Source organism: Noviherbaspirillum humi (assembly GCF_900188095.1).
Taxonomy (GTDB): Bacteria; Pseudomonadota; Gammaproteobacteria; order Burkholderiales; family Burkholderiaceae_D; genus Noviherbaspirillum; species Noviherbaspirillum humi.
In genome coordinates this window covers 68,322-84,349 of record NZ_FZOT01000013.1, presented here as the reverse complement: position 1 = coordinate 84,349, position 16,028 = coordinate 68,322, and the positions used below count along the sequence as shown (strand labels likewise).

Sequence of the window (16,028 nt, the reverse complement as noted above, 5' to 3'; positions counted from 1 at the left end):
TGTCGGCGGAAAATGGGTTCAACCCTTGGATTTGAGGATGTCCTTGATCTTGGACAGCGATTTCATCGTATGCAGCAGGTGTTCACGCATGAAAGCGGATGCCTCTTCGTTCCTCTCCCGTTCCAGCAGGTCGAGGATATGCAGATGCTGGCGGCAGTGCTCCTGGTAGCGCTCGCGCTGCTTCATCGAACGATACGACAACAGCCGCCGCACCCGGTTGACGCGGCGGATGGTGTCGATGAAAAAGGCATTGCCGGATGCCTCCACCAGGCTCTCGTGAAAGCGTACGCCGCGATCGTGCAGCTCGTCGGTGGATGCGCTCATGATGCCGTTGTTGAGCAGGTGGAGCTCCGTGGCGCGGCATTGCTCGAGCACCTTGGGATCGAGCCGGTAACCGGGCTCCAGCAGCGCCGCCGGTTCCAGCGCCAGCCTCAGCCGGTAGGATTGCAGCAGGCTGTCCGGCGTGGAGAGCATCGCAGAAAACGTCCACCCGTAGCCGGGCTTGCGTTCCGCCCAGCCCTCCCGGGCAATGCGGCTGAGGACCGCATTGAGCTGAGAGGCGGTCAGGCCGTAGCGGTTCTTAATGAGCTGTTCCGAGAATTCCTGCGGCAGCTCTCCCTTGAGCAGGTCTTCCGCGATCTGGAAGTAGGTATGGGTAACCAGATCGGACTCGGCCAAGCCAAGCCGGCTCACGACATCGGACAAAGGTTCGGTCACCGGCTTGGCCAGGAAGTAGCCGCGGTTGCGTTCCCGGGTGAGCAGGCCTTTCTCGTGCAGCAAGGCAAGCGCCGCATTGACCGGCTGGCGGGACACGCGCAGGCGGTCCGCCAGCATCTGGGCTGGCAAGTGGCTGCCGGGCCCCCAGGCTTCGGTCTTGATCAATTCAACGATTTGTTTGGGTATGGTGGTGTCGACGCTCATGGCAATGGATGGTAAGGAGCGGAACTCCGCCGATGATGATTGTAGACCGCTCCATGAAAGGCCATGCGAAACGGCCGGCCAGTCCCGCCGCGCGTTTGGACGAAGCTGAAATGGCGAAGCCCACGCATGACCTCGCCCTCGCCAGAAAGTGCGGCCATTTCTCGATGACCATTATTGCATAGATCCAAAAATAAATGCAGTGTATGGCTGCCTTCATCACTGCCGCTGCCCCGGCAACGGCAGCCTCAATGGCTCACGCCCGGGCATCGCAAGCAGTCCCGATCTTGTTTGCAGGAGTGACTGCGGCGCCATTGCGTGCTTCTCCGTCGATCCGGATAACGGTCGGCTCGAGAAGACCGGTTTCTCCGGCAACGGCGGCAGCCGGTCTGCATGGTTTTCTCACCTGACGCCTGCCCCTTCCGGAAAGGCTTTGCAAACCACTCGCCATGCGCCCGCGCGTGGGCTGAGCCGGCGCTACAGTCCGGCCGAATCGAGCTCCGCTCGGCTGGGCAATCCTTCGGTATCGCCGCGCACCTGAACCGCCCGCGCGCCGATCCAGGCGCCGCGCCGCGCGGCTGCTTGCAGATCGCGTCCCTCGAGCAGGGCGCTGATGACACCGACGGCGAATCCGTCGCCCGCACCGACGGTATCCACAACCGCCGGCACCGGAAATGCCGGCACATGACCGGCGCAGGACGCCGTCCCCTGGCCGGCGCCATGGAAATAGGCGCCCTTGCTGCCGAGCTTGACCACCACCGCCCGGGCACCCCGCTCCAGGTAATAATCGGCCACATCCTCCGGCCGCTCGCGGCCGGTGAGGAAGCGCCCTTCCTCCAGCCCCGGCAATACCCAGTGGGCCAGGCGAGCCAAGCCGTCGATGGTGCTGCGCATCCGTTCTTCGCTCGGCCAGAGCGAGGGACGGAGATTCGGATCGAAGGAGACCGTTCTGCCGGCATCGCGCATCGCCTTCATGCATTGCTCCTGCAGCGCCAGCGTGGAGGGCGACAGCGCCGCGAACACCCCGGTGGCATGCAGGTGGCGGGCCGAGGCCAGCCAGCCCGGATCAAGGTCCTGCGGCCCCATGGCGCTGGCTGCCGAGCCCTTGCGGTGGTACTCCACCGGCGGATCGCTGCCATCGTCCACACGCCCCTTGAACAGGAAGCCGGTCGGGCGCGAAGGATCGCGTGCCACGCGGGAACAATCGATGCCTTCCCGCTGCATCGCCGCCAGCAGGTAGCGACCCATCGAGTCCTCGCCCAGGCGGCTGCTCCACCCAACCCTCAGGCCGAGCCGGGCCAGCCCGATGGCGACGTTTGTTTCGGCGCCGGCGGTGCGCTTGAGAAAAGCATCCGCGAGTTCGAGGGGTCCGGGCCGGTCCGCCATCAGCATCATCATCGCCTCGCCCAGCAGGACCGCGTCAAATGCCTTGTCCATGGGGAGATCGCTAACGCTTGGCCAGGCTGCGCATCAGCGCCACCGCGCCGAAGGTCCAGGGCGGAACGCGGTCGCAGTGGTTGACACGGTTCACCAGCGCGCCGAGGCGGGGCGAGGAAATCGATACGATGTCGCCGATCTCGTGCGTGAAACCCGAGCCATCGCCATGCCGGTCCTGCGTCGGCGCGAACATGGTGCCGAGAAACAGCATCATGCCGTCGGGGTATTGATGGGTGGCGCCCATCGCGTGCGCCACGAGGTCGAGCGGATCGCGGCTGATCATGCCCATGGAGCTGTGGCCGTTCAGGATGAAGCCATCCGGTCCCTGCACCTCGAGCGCCAGGTCGCAGCGGCGCACGTCATCGAGGGTGAAGCCGTCGTCGAAGACGCGAATGAAAGGCCCGATGGCGCAGGAGGCATTGTTGTCCTTCGCCTTGCCCAGCAACAGCGCGCTGCGCCCTTCGAAGTCACGCAGATTCACGTCGTTTCCCAGCGCCGCGCCGAGGACATTGCCGCGGCTGCTGACGGCGAGGACGATTTCCGGCTCCGGATTGTTCCATGCCGACTTCGGGTGGATGCCGACCTCCGCGCCGGAGCCGACTGCTGCCATGGGCTGGGTCTTGGTGAAGATTTCCGCGTCGGGGCCGATGCCGACTTCCAAGTATTGAGACCAGGCGCCTTGCTCGACCAGCACCTCCTTCAGCCGCAGCGCTTCGGGCGAGCCGGGCACCAGCCGGGAGAGGTTGTCGCCGATGACGGCGGCAATCAGGTGCCTGACTTCCGCAGCCCGCGAAGCATCGCCGCGCGCCTGTTCCTCGATCACCCGCTCCAGCATGCTGGCGACGAAGGTCACGCCGCTTGCCTTCACCGCCTGCAGGTCGCAGGGCGCGAGCAACCGCAGTGCATCAAGGTCGCGGCCGTCTCCCCAGGAACCGGCCAGCGCCTCCGCTAGCGACGCGATGCGCCGCAATCCCCGGGCCAAGCGCAGACGGGCGGGCAATTCTTCGAGTTCGAACAGTTCCGCCGAAGTCGCTGCCAGCGGGCTGAGGTCGAGGACCTCGCCCTCTTCCACCTTGACCAGCACCGGGCCGACACCGGGTTTCCATACACGTCCGACCAGCAGGGCGGATTCATGATCATGCGGCAGGCAGGCGTGGAGGTCGAGTGGATTCGTCATGGCGGATGGCTGGAGAATCGCTGTGGAGTTGAACAGAAATGGCGCGCCGGTCGGTTGACGGCGCCAGCGTCCCATGGCGCGTTTCATGCCGATCAGAACACTCAGGCCTGCTTACGGCCCTGGAAGCAACCTTGGCACCTGCCCAAGCATTTCACCGCGCTCGCCGGTTTGTCAAGCACGACTGATGTAGCTCATGGGATTGCTCATGCCGCCTCATATACTTCGGGTTGTGAAGTAGAGTACCCAAAGCTCGAACCCGCGCCCGTGATTCGAATGCCGGCCCTGCGCCCATCTGAGAAAGGGAACCTGTGAGTGATATGAAGCGCCCGGTGCTGCACGGCGAACCGTCAGTTGGCCACCATGGTCACGCCATGCAGCAGCTTGGCATCGGATGACAGACATCGCTCATGCCGTCTTCCGATCGAGCGTCCGGTGAACTCGCAATGCAACGCGAGTCGGCTAGGCGCCGCTATCCGCGCATGCCGCACGCCAGCCATGATTCAGCCTCGCTCGCCCGGCCAGGCACGGCGGCGCGGAGATTCCTTGGGTCAATCATTAAGCAAGATCAACATGAAGATCTTGATCACTGACTACGATTTCCCGGACATCGAACTCGAGCAATCCCTTTATCGGCGCTCGGGCGTGGACGTCGTCAGCGCGCAGTGCCGCACCGAAGACGAGGTGATCGCCGCCTCGGCCGGATGCCAGGGCCTGCTGGTGCAGTATGCGCCGGTCGGCGCCAGGGTGTTCGCCGCCCGCCCGGAGATTCGCATTGTCAGCCGTTATGGCGCCGGCTACGACACGGTCGACACCCGCGCCGCGCGCGACTACGGCGTGTGGGTAGCCAACTCGCCCGACTACGGCGTCGGTGAAGTCGCAACGCATGCGCTGGCGATGACGCTGGCGCTGCTGCGCCACATTGCGTTCTATGACCGCGACGTGAAGCGCGGCGTCTGGCATTACACCAGCGCCGGCGCGATGCGGCGCACCTCGGACCTGACGCTCGGCATTCTCGGGCTGGGGCGCATCGGCAAGCGCATGGCGCACGTCGCGCGCGATTGCTTCAAGCGGGTCATCGCCTGCGATCCGTATCTGATCGACGGTGATTTTCCCGCCTACGTCGAGCGGGTGAGCAAGGAACGGTTGTTCGAAGCGTCGGATGCGGTGTCGCTGCATGTGCCGCTGAACGAGGAAACCCGCGGCATGGTCGATCGTTCGCTGCTGGACCGCATGCCGCCCGCCAGCGTGCTGGTGAATACGGCGCGCGGCGCGGTGGTGAATATCGATCACTTGCTGGCGTCGCTGGATGCCGGGCGGCTTGCCGGCGCCGGGCTGGACGTGCTGCCGATGGAACCGCCGGACGCGCAATCGCCGATCGTCCGGCATCCGCGCGTGCTGCTCACGCCGCATGCGGCCTTTTACTCGGACATCGCGGCGAATGAATTGCGGCGCAAGGCGGCCCAGAACCTGATCGACTGGCAGCGCCTGGGCCGTCCCGCATACGTGGTCGTGGAGGGAAGGCAGCAACCGAACTGAACGAAGAGCGGCTGCATCGCCGGCGCTTTTCAATGTGGCAGAGGGCAAGACAACACCGCTGCGGGATTTCCCGGCAGCGGACGAGACCCGGGCAACAGACCCGGCGCCTGAAGAACCAGGAGCGAGACAATGGCATCGGTTCAGATTCGCGGCATACAGAAGTACTTCGGCGGCACCCATGTCATCCGAGGCGTCGACATCGACATCGAGGATGGCCAGTTCGCGGTGCTGGTCGGTCCCTCGGGTTGCGGCAAGTCCACCCTGCTGCGCATGCTGGCAGGGCTGGAGGAAATCTCCTCCGGCGAGATTTCGATCGGCGGCAGGGTGGTCAACAGCGTCGAACCGAAGGAGCGCGACATCGCCATGGTGTTCCAGAACTATGCGCTCTATCCGCATATGACGGTGTTCGACAACATGGCGTTCTCGCTCATGCTGGCCAAGACCGACAAAGCCCTCATCAAGGAACGCGTCGACAAGGCGTCCTCCATCCTCGGCCTCGGCCAGCTGCTCGACCGCTATCCGCGCCAGCTCTCCGGCGGCCAGCGGCAGCGCGTCGCCATGGGCCGCGCCATCGTGCGCGATCCCCAGGTCTTCCTGTTCGACGAGCCGCTTTCCAACCTCGACGCCAAGCTGCGGGTGCAGATGCGCGCCGAGATCAAGGAACTGCATCAGCGCCTGCGTACCACCTCCGTTTATGTGACCCACGACCAGATCGAGGCGATGACGATGGGCGACCGCATCGTCGTCATGCGCGACGGCGTGGTGGAGCAGCAGGGCAAGCCGCTCGAACTGTATGACCGGCCGGTGAATACCTTCGTCGCCGGCTTCATCGGCTCGCCGGCGATGAACTTCCTGCCGGGGACGATGGTACTGAACGGGGGCGACATCGCGGTCGAACTGGCGGACGGCAGCCGCTTGCCGGCGCCGCTGCGCGCCAGCCGCCTCGGCCCGTTGGGCGGCAAGCCCGTCATCTACGGCGTGCGCCCCGAGCACCTGCGGCTTGGGAGCGCCGGCGAAGGCATGCGCGCGGTCGTGTCGGTGGTCGAACCGACGGGCGCCCAGACCGAGATATACGCCAAGGTCGGCGGCACGGACGTGATTGCGATTTTCCGCGAGCGCCACGAATTCAGGGCAGGCGACGTGATCCACCTCGTCCCTGAACACGGGCACACGCATGTGTTCGATGCCGAGTCGGGCAAGAGCCTGCTCGGCGAGTGAGGCCAGATTTGAGTTCAGCGGTAGCTATCGTTGCAGGGCCGGAGCCCCGGCAGTTCGCTATACCTATGGAGGAGTGGAAGACATGAACATGACGAGACGTGATTTCCTGGCGACCGCGGCGGCTGCTGCGGCGACGTCGGCCATCGGTGTCAACGCATTTGCCGCCACCGAGCTGCGCTACAAGCCCGAAGCGGGCGCGACGCTGCGCCTGCTGCGCTGGAAGCGCTTCGTGCAGGGCGACGAAGACCTCTGGATGGAAAACACCAAGAAATTCACCGAGCAGACCGGCGTCCAGGTGCGCATCGACAGCGAGGGCTGGGAAGACGTCCGGCCCAAGGCGGCGGTCGCGGCCAACATCGGCAGCGGCCCGGACCTAATTCTCGGCTGGTTCGACGATCCGCACCAGTATCCGGACAAGCTAGTCGACCTGACCGACCTCGCGGATTACCTCGGCGGGAAATACGGCGGCTGGTACGACGTCTGCAAGCGCTACGGCACGCGGAACAACCGCTGGATCGCCCTGCCGATGGGCGTGGTCGGCAACGCCATGGTGTATCGCGAAAGCCATGTCAAGGCGGCCGGCTTCGACACCTTCCCCAAGGACACCGCCGGCTTCCTGAAACTGTGCCAGGCGCTCAAGGCCAAGGGCACGCCCTCGGGATTTGCGCTGGGCAAGGCCGTCGGCGACGGCAACAACTGGGCGCACTGGCTGCTGTGGTCGCACGGCGGCAGGATGGTGGATGAGAAAGGCAAGGTGGTGATCAACTCGCCGGAAACCATCGCCGCCCTGGAGTATGCGAAGCAGCTCTACCCGACCTTCGTGCCCGGCACGCTGTCGTGGCAGGACCCGTCGAACAACAAGGCCTTCATCGACGGCCAGATCAGCCTCACGGCCAACGGCATCTCGGTCTACTACTCGGCCAAGACTTCGAAGGAGCCGAAGATCCAGGAACTGGCGAAGGACATCCAGCATGCGCATTTCCCGATCGGCCCGGTCGGCAAGCCGACCGAGCTGATGCAGATCACGCAGATGATGCTCTTCAAGCACACGAAGTTTCCAAATGCGGCCAAGGCCTACATCCAGTTCATGATGGAAGCCGACCAGTTCAATCCCTGGATGCAGGCGGCCATCGGCTATGTCAGCCAGCCGCTCAAGGCTTACGAGGCCAACCCGGTCTGGACTGCCGATCCGAAGCATACGGTGTACCGCGATGCGGCCGTGCTGATGCTGGACAACGGCTATTCCGGACCGCTCGGCCAGGCGTCGGCGGCCGCCATGGCGGACTACATCGTGGTCGACATGGTGGCGGAAGCGGCTAGCGGTTCGAAAACGCCGAAGCAGGCGGCCGAGCGAGCCCAGCAGCGCGCGGAGCGGCACTACAAGGCGTAACCGGCCGGCGCCTGCCCAGCGGGAGCAGGCGCCGCACACCCCGTCCACGACGCCGGGGATTCCGATCGAGGACCAGAATGCATCGCCTCCTGAATCAACGCAACCTGCTCGGACTGCTGTTCATGCTGCCGACCGCGATCCTGCTGTTGCTGTTCCTGACCTATCCGCTGGGGCTCGGGACCTGGCTGGGATTCACCGACACGAAGATCGGCCGCAGCGGCGAATGGGTCGGCCTGGAAAACTACCGCTTCCTGATCGATGATTCGCTCACCCTGCTCGCGCTGTTCAACACGGTCTTCTACACCGTGGTCGCGAGCGTCTTCAAGTTCATCCTGGGCCTGTGGCTGGCGCTGCTGCTGAACAGGAACCTGCCCTTCAAGTCCTTCTTCCGGACCATCGTTCTGCTGCCATGGATCGTGCCGACGGCCTTGTCGGCCCTCGCCTTCTGGTGGATCTATGATCCGCAGTTCTCCGTCGTCAGCTGGCTGCTGGTGAAGGGCGGCCTGATGGACCACTACATCGATTTCCTCGGCGACCCCTGGCTGGCGCGCATCTCCACCATCATCGCCAACGTCTGGCGCGGCATTCCCTTCGTCGCAATCTCGCTGCTGGCGGGCCTGCAGACGATCTCGCCCTCGCTGTACGAAGCGGCGTCCATCGACGGCGCGACCCGCTGGCAGCAGTTCCGCTATGTGACGCTGCCGATGCTCTCGCCCATCATCGCAGTGGTGATGACGTTCTCGGTGCTATTCACCTTTACCGATTTCCAGCTGATTTATGTCCTGACGCGGGGCGGCCCGATGAACGCCACCCACCTGATGGCGACGCTCTCCTTCCAGCGCGCGATCCCCGGCGGTGCGCTGGGCGAAGGCGCCGCGCTCGCCACCATGATGGTTCCGTTCCTGCTCGCCGCCATCATGTTTTCCTATTTCGGCCTGCAGCGGCGCGCATGGCAGCAAGGAGGTCAATGATGGAAAAGCAACAGGACTCGGGCATGGATTATCTCGAATCCCTGCCGCGCCGCTGGGTGACGATTTACATACCGCTCGGCATATTCGTCTTCGTTCTCCTGTTCCCGTTCTACTGGATGACGATCACCGCCTTCAAGCCGGACTCGGAACTGCTCATGCAGAGCGGCAATCCGTTCTGGGTGATCGCCCCGACCCTGGCGCACTTCAAGAAGCTCCTGTTCGATACGCCGTATCCGCAATGGCTCTTCAACACCATGCTGGTGTCGGTGCTGTCCACCGTGCTGTCGCTGGCCGCCAGCGTGTTCGCCGCCTATGCGATCGAGCGCCTGCGCTTTCAGGGATCCAAGCCGGTCGGGCTCGCCATTTTCCTGGCCTACCTGATTCCGCCGTCCATCCTGTTCATTCCGCTGGCCCAGATCGTGTTCAAGCTGGGCCTGTTCGATACCCGCTGGGCCCTGATCCTCACCTACCCCACCTTCCTCGTGCCGTTCTGCACCTGGCTGCTGATGGGCTATTTCCGCTCCATCCCGTACGAGCTCGAGGAGTGCGCACTGATCGACGGCGCCAGCCGCTGGCAGATCCTGACCAAGGTGATCCTGCCGCTGGCCGTGCCGGGCCTCATCTCGGCCGGGATCTTCGCCTTCACCCTGTCGTGGAATGAATTCATCTATGCCCTGACCTTCATCTCTTCTTCCGAAGTGAAGACGGTGCCGGTAGGCATCGTCACCGAGCTGGTCGAAGGCGATGTCTACCATTGGGGCGCGCTCATGGCAGGCGCCCTGCTGGGCTCGCTGCCGGTGGCGGTGGTGTATTCGTTCTTCGTCGAGTCCTACGTGTCCGGCATGACCGGCGCAGTCAAGGAGTAAATCATGAAGCCAGGCGTTGAACGCGATGTAGGAACCGAAGCATGAGCACCGCCATTTCCCCGCCTGCCGGCGTCGGCGTCATCGGCCTGGGGTCCATGGGACGCGGGGTGGCGCAATCGCTGCTCAAGGCCGGCTTCACCGTGCATGGCTACGATGTTCACGACGCCGCGCTCCAGCAACTGGCCCAGGCCGGCGGCATGCCGGCTGCGTCGCCGGCCGAGATGGCGCGCCATGCCGAGGCGGTCGTCATCCTCGTGGTCAATGCCGAGCAGACCGAGAGCGTCCTCTTCGGGAAAGAGGGCGCTGCGGCGGCCTTGCCCCGCGGCGCAGCCGTCATCTGCAGCGCGACGGTGGCGCCGGATTACGCCGCCCAGCTCGGCGCCCGCCTGCAGGAGATGGGCTTGCTCATGATCGATGCGCCCGTCTCCGGAGGGGCGGCCAAGGCAGCGACCGGCGAGTTGACGGTCATGGGCTCGGGCAGCGCGCAAGCCTTCGAGCGCTGCCAGCAGGTGCTCGACGCCATCGCGGCGCGCGTCTACCGCCTCGGCGACACGGCGGGACAAGGATCCCGCGTCAAGATGATCAACCAGCTGCTGGCCGGCGTGCACATCGCGGCGGCGGCCGAGGCGATGGCCTGGGGCATCAAGGCCGGGGTCGACCCGCAGACGCTCTACGACGTGATCTCCCAAAGCGCCGGCAACTCCTGGATGTTCGAAAACCGCGTGCCGCACATCCTGGATGGCGACTATGCGCCGCGCTCGGCGGTCAACATCTTCGTCAAGGATCTGCGCATCGTGCTCGATGCCGCGCACCGGGCGGCCTTTCCACTGCCGTTGACCGCGGCCGCCCACCAGATGTTTCTCATGGCTGCCTCCGCCGGACTCGGCGCGGAGGACGATGCGGCCGTCGTGAAGATTTTCCCGGGCGTCGACCTGCCCCATCCCGCCGCAGGCACGAACGGCACCGGGACCGGCGCATAGCTTCGCGCCTTAAGGCAACCGCCATCCACACCGGCAACAACGGCGCTGCAAAACCGGGCAAGACCCAGCGAGAAAAGCCGCGTGCTTCGGTGGCTTTGCCTTGAGGGGAGCGGAATTTCCATGGGCGGAACGCCATGGATGCGGGTCTGCCGGCATCCATGGGCATGGCGCACGGTCACGCGGCGGTCTTGCCGCCCAGTTCATCCTCGATGTAGGCGCGGACGATGCTGTCGAAGTCGGCATCGCACTGGAAGCCCATCGCATCGGCGCGCGCCGTGATGAAGTCGCCCGGCCAGGTATTGACGATCCTGATGATGGCCGGGTCTTCCTGCCAGCGGATGCGCTTGACGACGTCGGCCCCGGCCACGCGTTCGAGCGCCGCGACCATCTCCCGTACCGTCGTCGCAAGGCCCGGCAGGCTGAGCGCCCGGCTGCCACCGAATGCGCCGGCGTCGATGTCATGGCCATGGATCAGGCTGTCGATCGCGCGGCGCGGCGACAGCAGCCACATCGGCGTGTCCGGCGACACCGGGCATACCGCTTCGATGCCGTTGAGCGGCTCCCGGATGATCCCGCTGGCAAAGCTCGAGGCCGCCTTGTTCGGCGCACCCGGGCGCACGCAGACCGTGGGCATGCGCAGCGCGCGGCCGTCGATGAACCCTTTGCGGCTGTAGTCGGTGACCAGCAATTCGCCCATCGCCTTCTGCGCGCCGTACGAACTCTGCGGCATCAGGACCTGGGCATCCGGCACCTGCGCCGGCAGGTCGCCGCCGAAGACGGCAACCGAGGAGGTGAAGACCAGGCGCGGCTTGTTGCCGTTGTGGCGGGCGCGCTCGAGGATCAAGCGCGTCGCATCGAAGTTGATGCGCATGCCGAGATCAAACTCGGCTTCCGCCTGTCCACTGACGATGGCCGCGAGGTGAAATACCGATTCGGTTGCCGGCGTGAGCACCCGTTCGATCGTGGCCACGTCGGCGACATCTCCCGTGACGAGGTCGATGCGACGGTCGTTGAAGCCTTGGGCAGGCACCACATCGAGCAGCGTGATCTTCGAAATCGATGCCTGCCTGCCCTCGGCATCAGCCAGCGTACCGCGTTCGAGCAACTGCCTGGCAAGCCGCGCGCCAAGCAAGCCCGCGCCCCCCGTGATCAAAACTTCCATGCTTTCCTCTTGGTTCGCACAGCATTCGACAATAACGCCCGTATCGCCGCGGGCCGTTCACCGCCACTCCAACGGAAATTGCAATTTGCGCCGTCAGATGCATGATAAGTTCTTGCGCGCCGATTGCCAGCGCTGCTGTCCGCATCGGCAATGATGCATCTCCAAGGTTGTTCCGATTGATCGCGCAGCGGGCATGCCGGCGAACCCGCTGAATGAAGGGATAGCCGGCGCCGCGTCACGGCGGCTGGCCCCCTCCTCCATGTCACCATGTTGCCCGCATGATCTTTCTCAAAGTGAGTGTCCTTCAGGTAACTTAATGTAACGGCTTCACTCGAATGACGCTTCATCCACCATGGCTTACGATGTGTTAGACGCTCACGACGGACTCGCCGGCTTTGCCAGTTTCTGGCTCGACGAACAGCATGCCCTGATCGAAAGCTTCAGGCAGTGGCTGCGCGCCCTAGGAAGCGAATGGTTCACCCTGCCGCCGGCGCTGGTGGAAACGGTCGACGGAACGTGGCGTTTCGCCTTCGTACTGCGCAAGGGAGACACCGTGGCGGGCGTCTTCAATCATCCCGGCCAGGCCATCGCGGCCATCGGCGATGCCAGCTTGGCCCAGGCTTTCGAAAATGAATTCGGCGGCGATTGATGCGATCGGGGGCTGAGGCCACCGACAGGCGCTGACAAGCAGATTCGCCCAACCTGCCTCTCCTCCTGCTGCACGAGTGACGCCCGCCGCTCGCGGGCACGACCAGGCGCCGACGATTCCCGCCGGCAAATCATGCCGCTCCCGCTCGGCCATGGTGTACCGGGATTGCCTCGGCATGAGGCGAGGCGGGTCTGCTGCGCTGCGGCCGAAATCATGGATGCAGCTTAAACTTTCGTGCATGCTGCCTTGACGGTGTGGGCAACCTTACCCATCATCAAGCGGCTGCCGAATGCCAACAGGCGAAGCGGCATGCAAGCCGCTTCTTTGCCAGGCAGCAAATCCCCGAGGATCCGATCCGTGACCGAGAACTGCAATCCCGGCTGGGCCGTCTATCGGCGCGCGTTGGACGCGCCAAGCAGCATCGCGCTGGTCTGCAAGGACCGGGCGCTGAACTATGGCGAACTGGCCGCGCGCGCCGCGCGCCTCGCCGCACTCCTTGCCGAAAACGGCGTATCGAGCGCGCACGGTACGCGGCCACGAATCGGCATCCTCGCCTCGCGCAGCATCGGCGCCTGCGTCGCTGCGCTCGGCGCCTGCTGGGCCGGCGCAGCCTATGTGCCTTTCGGCCTGAAGCAGCCCGAGGAGCGGATGCTGGCGCTGGCAGCGCAATGCGGGCTGTCGGCGATCATCACCGACGACGCCGGCGCGAAGCTGGTCGGCCCGCGCCTGGCGCAGGCCTGCCCGGTGATCCTGAACTGCAGCGAGAATGATTGCACTGTGCCGGATGCGCTGGGGCCGCTCCGGGAGCCGGCCTTCGCCGCTGCCGGCGACACCGCCTACATCATTTTCACTTCAGGCTCGACCGGCGTCCCCAAGGGCGTGATGGTCTCCGCCGGCGCCTTGCGCTGCTATGTGGAAGCCGTTACCGAAGTTCTTCGCCTGTGCGAGAGCGACAGGGTGCTCGGCGTGTCGGAGCTGAGCTTCGATGTGTCGGTCCACAACATGTTCGCGACCTGGCATGCAGGCGCCGCGCTGCACGTGCTGCCGGCCGCCGCCACCTTCAATGCGGTCAAGTATGCGCGGCAGGCCAGGCTCACCGTGTGGAACTCGGTGCCCTCGCTGGTCGGCATGCTGCGCCAGATGAAGGCGCTCGGGCCTGGCAGCCTGCCCGACCTGCGCATCACCGCATTCGGCGGCGAAGCGCTGCCGGCCGCCATCGTCTCCGCCTGGCGCGACGCCGCGCCGGGCTCCGCCATCTTCAATGTCTATGGCCCGACCGAAGCGACCGTGGGCTGCATGGCGCAGGAGATCGACGATCCGCTGCCGATGACGCCGGGCCGGGACGTGGTGGCCATCGGCATGCCCTTCCCCGGCACGGAGGCGGCGGTCGTCGACGGCGAAGGCCGGATGCTGCCGGACGGCGTCGCCGGCGAACTGGCGCTGGCCGGGGCGCAGCTGGCCCAGGGCTATCTCGGCATGCCGGAACTCACCGAGCGCAGGTTCCGTGTCTTCGGCGGCAAGCGCTGGTACCTGACCGGCGACCTGGCGCTGCGCGATGCCGGCGGTCGCTTCCATTGCCTCGGGCGGATCGACAACCAGGTCAAGGTGCTGGGGCACCGCATCGAACTGGAGGAAGTCGATGCGCACCTGCGCAGCGTGTCCGGCATAGACGTGGTCGGCGCCGTGCCTTGGCCCTTGCTGCATGGCGCGGCGCAGGGCCTCGTCGCCTTCATCGGCGCCCATGATGCCGACGGCGACAGCCTGATTTCCGGCCTGAAGGCCAGGATGCCGGCCTATATGGTGCCGCACCGGGTCGTGACGATGCGCAGCCTGCCGCTCAATCCGAGCGGCAAGGTCGACAGGCAGGCGCTGCTGCGGCTGCTGCAGGATGCGCCGGAATGAGCGCCAGCCCATCTCCCCGCACGGCGTCGGCGCCTGACGGGGCCGCCGCGCGCCGCTTCGACCTCGAACGGCACGACGCCCTGATCGCCTTCGTGCAAACCCGCGCCGGACGCTGCTGCCTGCTGCTCGCCGCGCTGGCGGCTGTGGCGCCGCATTTCGGCGGGATTGCCGCACTGGCGGCGGTGGCCGGCGCGATGGCAGCGGCCGCCTGGCCGGCGCGGCGCGGCGCGATCCTGTTCGGCCTCACCTGGATCAGCGCCCTGCTCAATACCAGCCTCGGCGAAGTCGATACCGCCGACAATATCCGCGCGGTGCTGCAGCAGGAGCAGATCGCGCCATCCATGGGAACCATGCTGTCGCTCGGGTTCCTGTGCCTGCTCTTCGCCGTCATGCTGTCGATGCTGCGCCATGTGCAGAAGCGGCCGCAGTCGCTGCTCGCGCGGCGGCCGCTGCTGACCCTGCTCTCGGTCCAAGCGTTGCTGTGCGCGGTCGGCAGCTTCGGCCTGCTCAACGGCTGGCCGCGGGCGCTGCTGTGGTCGGCAGTTTTCGTCTTCGCGCCTTATCTGTGGTTCCTGCCGTTCGCGATCGCCGACCTGCGCTCGCGCGCGCCCTCGCCGCTCGCCATGCAGATGGCGACGCTGCGGCCATTCTGGAGCCCGTCCTATCTGCCCTTCGGCAAGGGCGCCGCCTTCCTGCGCAAGCACCTGTCGCTGACGCCGATGGAGCTCACCGTCACGCAGATCAAGGGACTCAAGCTGCTGATCTGGGCCAACCTGCTGTTCATCCTGCGCGACGTTCTGATGCGGGTCTTCGCCGACGGCGCCGGCATTCCCGATCCCCACGATGCAATCGACGCCCTGCTCGCCGGCCATGCCTACCCGGCGGTGATCGGATGGGCCGCGCTGGTGCTGGCCACGGCCACCTATGCGCTGCAGGTCGCCGCCTGGGCCGATCTCTTCATCGGCATCGCGCGCCTCGCCGGCTACCGCCTGCCGCGCGGCTCCTGGCGGCCGCTGGAAGCGCGGACCCTGATGGATTATTTCAACCGCTTCCATTACTACTTCAAGGAGCTGCTGGTCGACCTGTTCTTCATGCCGACCTTCTTCCGCATGTTCCGCGCGCATCCGCGCCTGCGCATGTTCTTCGCGACCTTCATGGCGGCCGGCGTCGGCAATGCCGTCTGGCACTTCAGCCGCAACCTGCTGGAAGTCGCCGTCGCGGGGCCGGCGAATGCCTTCGCCAGCTATACCAGCTACCTGTTCTACGCGCTGGTTCTCGCCATCGGCGTAGGCCTGTCGCAAGTCCGCGCGAACCGGGGCATGCGTCCATCTTCTTCTTTCACGGGGCGCCTGGGGTCCTTCGTGTTCGTCTGGTCCTTCATCGTCTGCATCCACATCTTCGGCGACGGCACGCGCGTTCATACGCTCGGCCAGCGCTTCAAGTTCATGGCAAGTCTTTTTGGAGTAACGGTATGAATCAAGCGGAAAAGCAGCAGCTTCGGGCATTCATTGAGAACGCGCTCGCCGGTCACGGAGACCGGGCGGGAGTGAACGACCGGGAATCGCTGTTTGCCAGCGGCCGGCTCGATTCGTTCACGATGATGAAGCTGGTGATGTTCCTAGAAGAGCGGCACGGCATCGATTTTTCCGACGAAGATTTTGACGTGGAACTGGTGGATTCGGTGGAGGCCATCGAAGCGCTGGTCGATGCGCGGGCCATGCAGAAATGAAAGGCTGACGCTTCGCCAGCAATCCGGTCGCCTGGCGCTTGGCGCCGGAATTTCAGTGGCATGGTATTTGCTGCACTGCGGCATAAGGAGGAT

14 protein-coding genes are annotated in these 16,028 nt (G+C 65.3%); 10 read left to right on the top strand and 4 right to left on the bottom strand.

What is annotated here, in order from left to right:
- Positions 1–18 precede the first annotated feature (18 nt).
- From CHB88_RS17110 to CHB88_RS17100, 3 genes are all read right to left on the bottom strand, one after another.
- Positions 19–921 carry a GntR family transcriptional regulator gene (locus tag CHB88_RS17110; RefSeq protein WP_089400556.1) on the bottom strand — a complete coding sequence of 301 codons (903 nt, stop codon included), beginning with the start codon at positions 919–921 and terminating at the stop codon, positions 19–21.
- Between the two features lie 474 nt (positions 922–1,395).
- Complete coding sequence (locus CHB88_RS17105; RefSeq protein ID WP_089400555.1) at positions 1,396–2,355, bottom strand: sugar kinase; 960 nt, start codon at positions 2,353–2,355, stop codon at positions 1,396–1,398.
- A gap of 10 nt (positions 2,356–2,365) precedes the next feature.
- A complete protein-coding gene (locus tag CHB88_RS17100) occupies positions 2,366–3,532 on the bottom strand; it encodes a fumarylacetoacetate hydrolase family protein (protein ID WP_089400625.1) in 1,167 nt (388 codons plus the stop codon).
- A gap of 570 nt (positions 3,533–4,102) precedes the next feature.
- Between CHB88_RS17100 and CHB88_RS17095 the strand changes: the two genes are divergently transcribed.
- The 6 genes from CHB88_RS17095 to ltnD all read left to right on the top strand — a co-directional run bounded on the left by CHB88_RS17095 (position 4,103) and on the right by ltnD (position 10,493).
- On the top strand, positions 4,103–5,068 hold the full coding sequence (locus CHB88_RS17095) for a C-terminal binding protein (RefSeq protein WP_089400554.1): 966 nt from the start codon (positions 4,103–4,105) through the stop codon (positions 5,066–5,068).
- 129 nt (positions 5,069–5,197) lie between these two features.
- Positions 5,198–6,286, top strand: coding sequence for an ABC transporter ATP-binding protein (locus CHB88_RS17090; protein WP_089400553.1), 1,089 nt, complete (start codon positions 5,198–5,200; stop codon positions 6,284–6,286).
- An 82-nt stretch (positions 6,287–6,368) separates the two neighbouring features.
- Positions 6,369–7,676: an ABC transporter substrate-binding protein gene (locus tag CHB88_RS17085; protein WP_089400552.1), complete on the top strand. Its 1,308-nt coding sequence runs from the start codon at positions 6,369–6,371 to the stop codon at positions 7,674–7,676.
- 77 nt (positions 7,677–7,753) lie between these two features.
- On the top strand, positions 7,754–8,647 hold the full coding sequence (locus CHB88_RS17080) for a carbohydrate ABC transporter permease (protein ID WP_089400551.1): 894 nt from the start codon (positions 7,754–7,756) through the stop codon (positions 8,645–8,647).
- Positions 8,644–9,513, top strand: a complete 870-nt coding sequence (locus CHB88_RS17075; RefSeq protein ID WP_425436119.1) for a carbohydrate ABC transporter permease — start codon at positions 8,644–8,646, stop codon at positions 9,511–9,513. Before CHB88_RS17080 ends, CHB88_RS17075 begins: the two co-directional genes overlap by 4 nt.
- 41 nt (positions 9,514–9,554) lie before the next feature.
- Positions 9,555–10,493, top strand: coding sequence for an L-threonate dehydrogenase (gene ltnD, locus CHB88_RS17070; protein WP_089400549.1), 939 nt, complete (start codon positions 9,555–9,557; stop codon positions 10,491–10,493).
- A 175-nt stretch (positions 10,494–10,668) separates the two neighbouring features.
- Here ltnD and denD read toward each other — a convergent pair whose 3' ends face one another.
- Positions 10,669–11,655, bottom strand: a complete 987-nt coding sequence (gene denD / locus CHB88_RS17065) for a D-erythronate dehydrogenase (protein WP_089400548.1) — start codon at positions 11,653–11,655, stop codon at positions 10,669–10,671.
- Between the two features lie 364 nt (positions 11,656–12,019).
- Between denD and CHB88_RS17060 the strand changes: the two genes are divergently transcribed.
- The 4 genes from CHB88_RS17060 to CHB88_RS25215 all read left to right on the top strand — a co-directional run bounded on the left by CHB88_RS17060 (position 12,020) and on the right by CHB88_RS25215 (position 15,935).
- Entirely contained in the window at positions 12,020–12,304 is a 285-nt protein-coding gene (locus CHB88_RS17060) for a hypothetical protein (protein WP_143131331.1), read from the top strand.
- Between the two features lie 357 nt (positions 12,305–12,661).
- Complete coding sequence (locus CHB88_RS17055) at positions 12,662–14,206, top strand: amino acid adenylation domain-containing protein (RefSeq protein ID WP_176442527.1); 1,545 nt, start codon at positions 12,662–12,664, stop codon at positions 14,204–14,206.
- A complete protein-coding gene (locus CHB88_RS25220) occupies positions 14,203–15,681 on the top strand; it encodes a hypothetical protein (RefSeq protein WP_089400545.1) in 1,479 nt (492 codons plus the stop codon). Before CHB88_RS17055 ends, CHB88_RS25220 begins: the two co-directional genes overlap by 4 nt.
- Positions 15,678–15,935 (top strand): acyl carrier protein, encoded by a 258-nt coding sequence (locus tag CHB88_RS25215; protein ID WP_089400544.1) that lies wholly within the window; start codon positions 15,678–15,680, stop codon positions 15,933–15,935. Before CHB88_RS25220 ends, CHB88_RS25215 begins: the two co-directional genes overlap by 4 nt.
- The last annotated feature ends 93 nt before the right edge of the window (positions 15,936–16,028 follow it).

Coding starts and splice junctions, on each gene's coding strand:
- denD (WP_089400548.1), bottom strand. CDS start 11,655: ATGGAAGTTTTGATCACGGGGGGCGCGGGCTTGCTTGGCGCGCGGCTT.
- ltnD (WP_089400549.1), top strand. CDS start 9,555: ATGAGCACCGCCATTTCCCCGCCTGCCGGCGTCGGCGTCATCGGCCTG.
- CHB88_RS17105 (WP_089400555.1), bottom strand. CDS start 2,355: ATGGACAAGGCATTTGACGCGGTCCTGCTGGGCGAGGCGATGATGATG.
- CHB88_RS17080 (WP_089400551.1), top strand. CDS start 7,754: ATGCATCGCCTCCTGAATCAACGCAACCTGCTCGGACTGCTGTTCATG.
- CHB88_RS17075 (WP_425436119.1), top strand. CDS start 8,644: ATGATGGAAAAGCAACAGGACTCGGGCATGGATTATCTCGAATCCCTG.
- CHB88_RS25215 (WP_089400544.1), top strand. CDS start 15,678: ATGAATCAAGCGGAAAAGCAGCAGCTTCGGGCATTCATTGAGAACGCG.
- CHB88_RS17095 (WP_089400554.1), top strand. CDS start 4,103: ATGAAGATCTTGATCACTGACTACGATTTCCCGGACATCGAACTCGAG.
- CHB88_RS17100 (WP_089400625.1), bottom strand. CDS start 3,532: ATGACGAATCCACTCGACCTCCACGCCTGCCTGCCGCATGATCATGAA.
- CHB88_RS17090 (WP_089400553.1), top strand. CDS start 5,198: ATGGCATCGGTTCAGATTCGCGGCATACAGAAGTACTTCGGCGGCACC.
- CHB88_RS17085 (WP_089400552.1), top strand. CDS start 6,369: ATGAACATGACGAGACGTGATTTCCTGGCGACCGCGGCGGCTGCTGCG.
- CHB88_RS17110 (WP_089400556.1), bottom strand. CDS start 921: ATGAGCGTCGACACCACCATACCCAAACAAATCGTTGAATTGATCAAG.
- CHB88_RS25220 (WP_089400545.1), top strand. CDS start 14,203: ATGAGCGCCAGCCCATCTCCCCGCACGGCGTCGGCGCCTGACGGGGCC.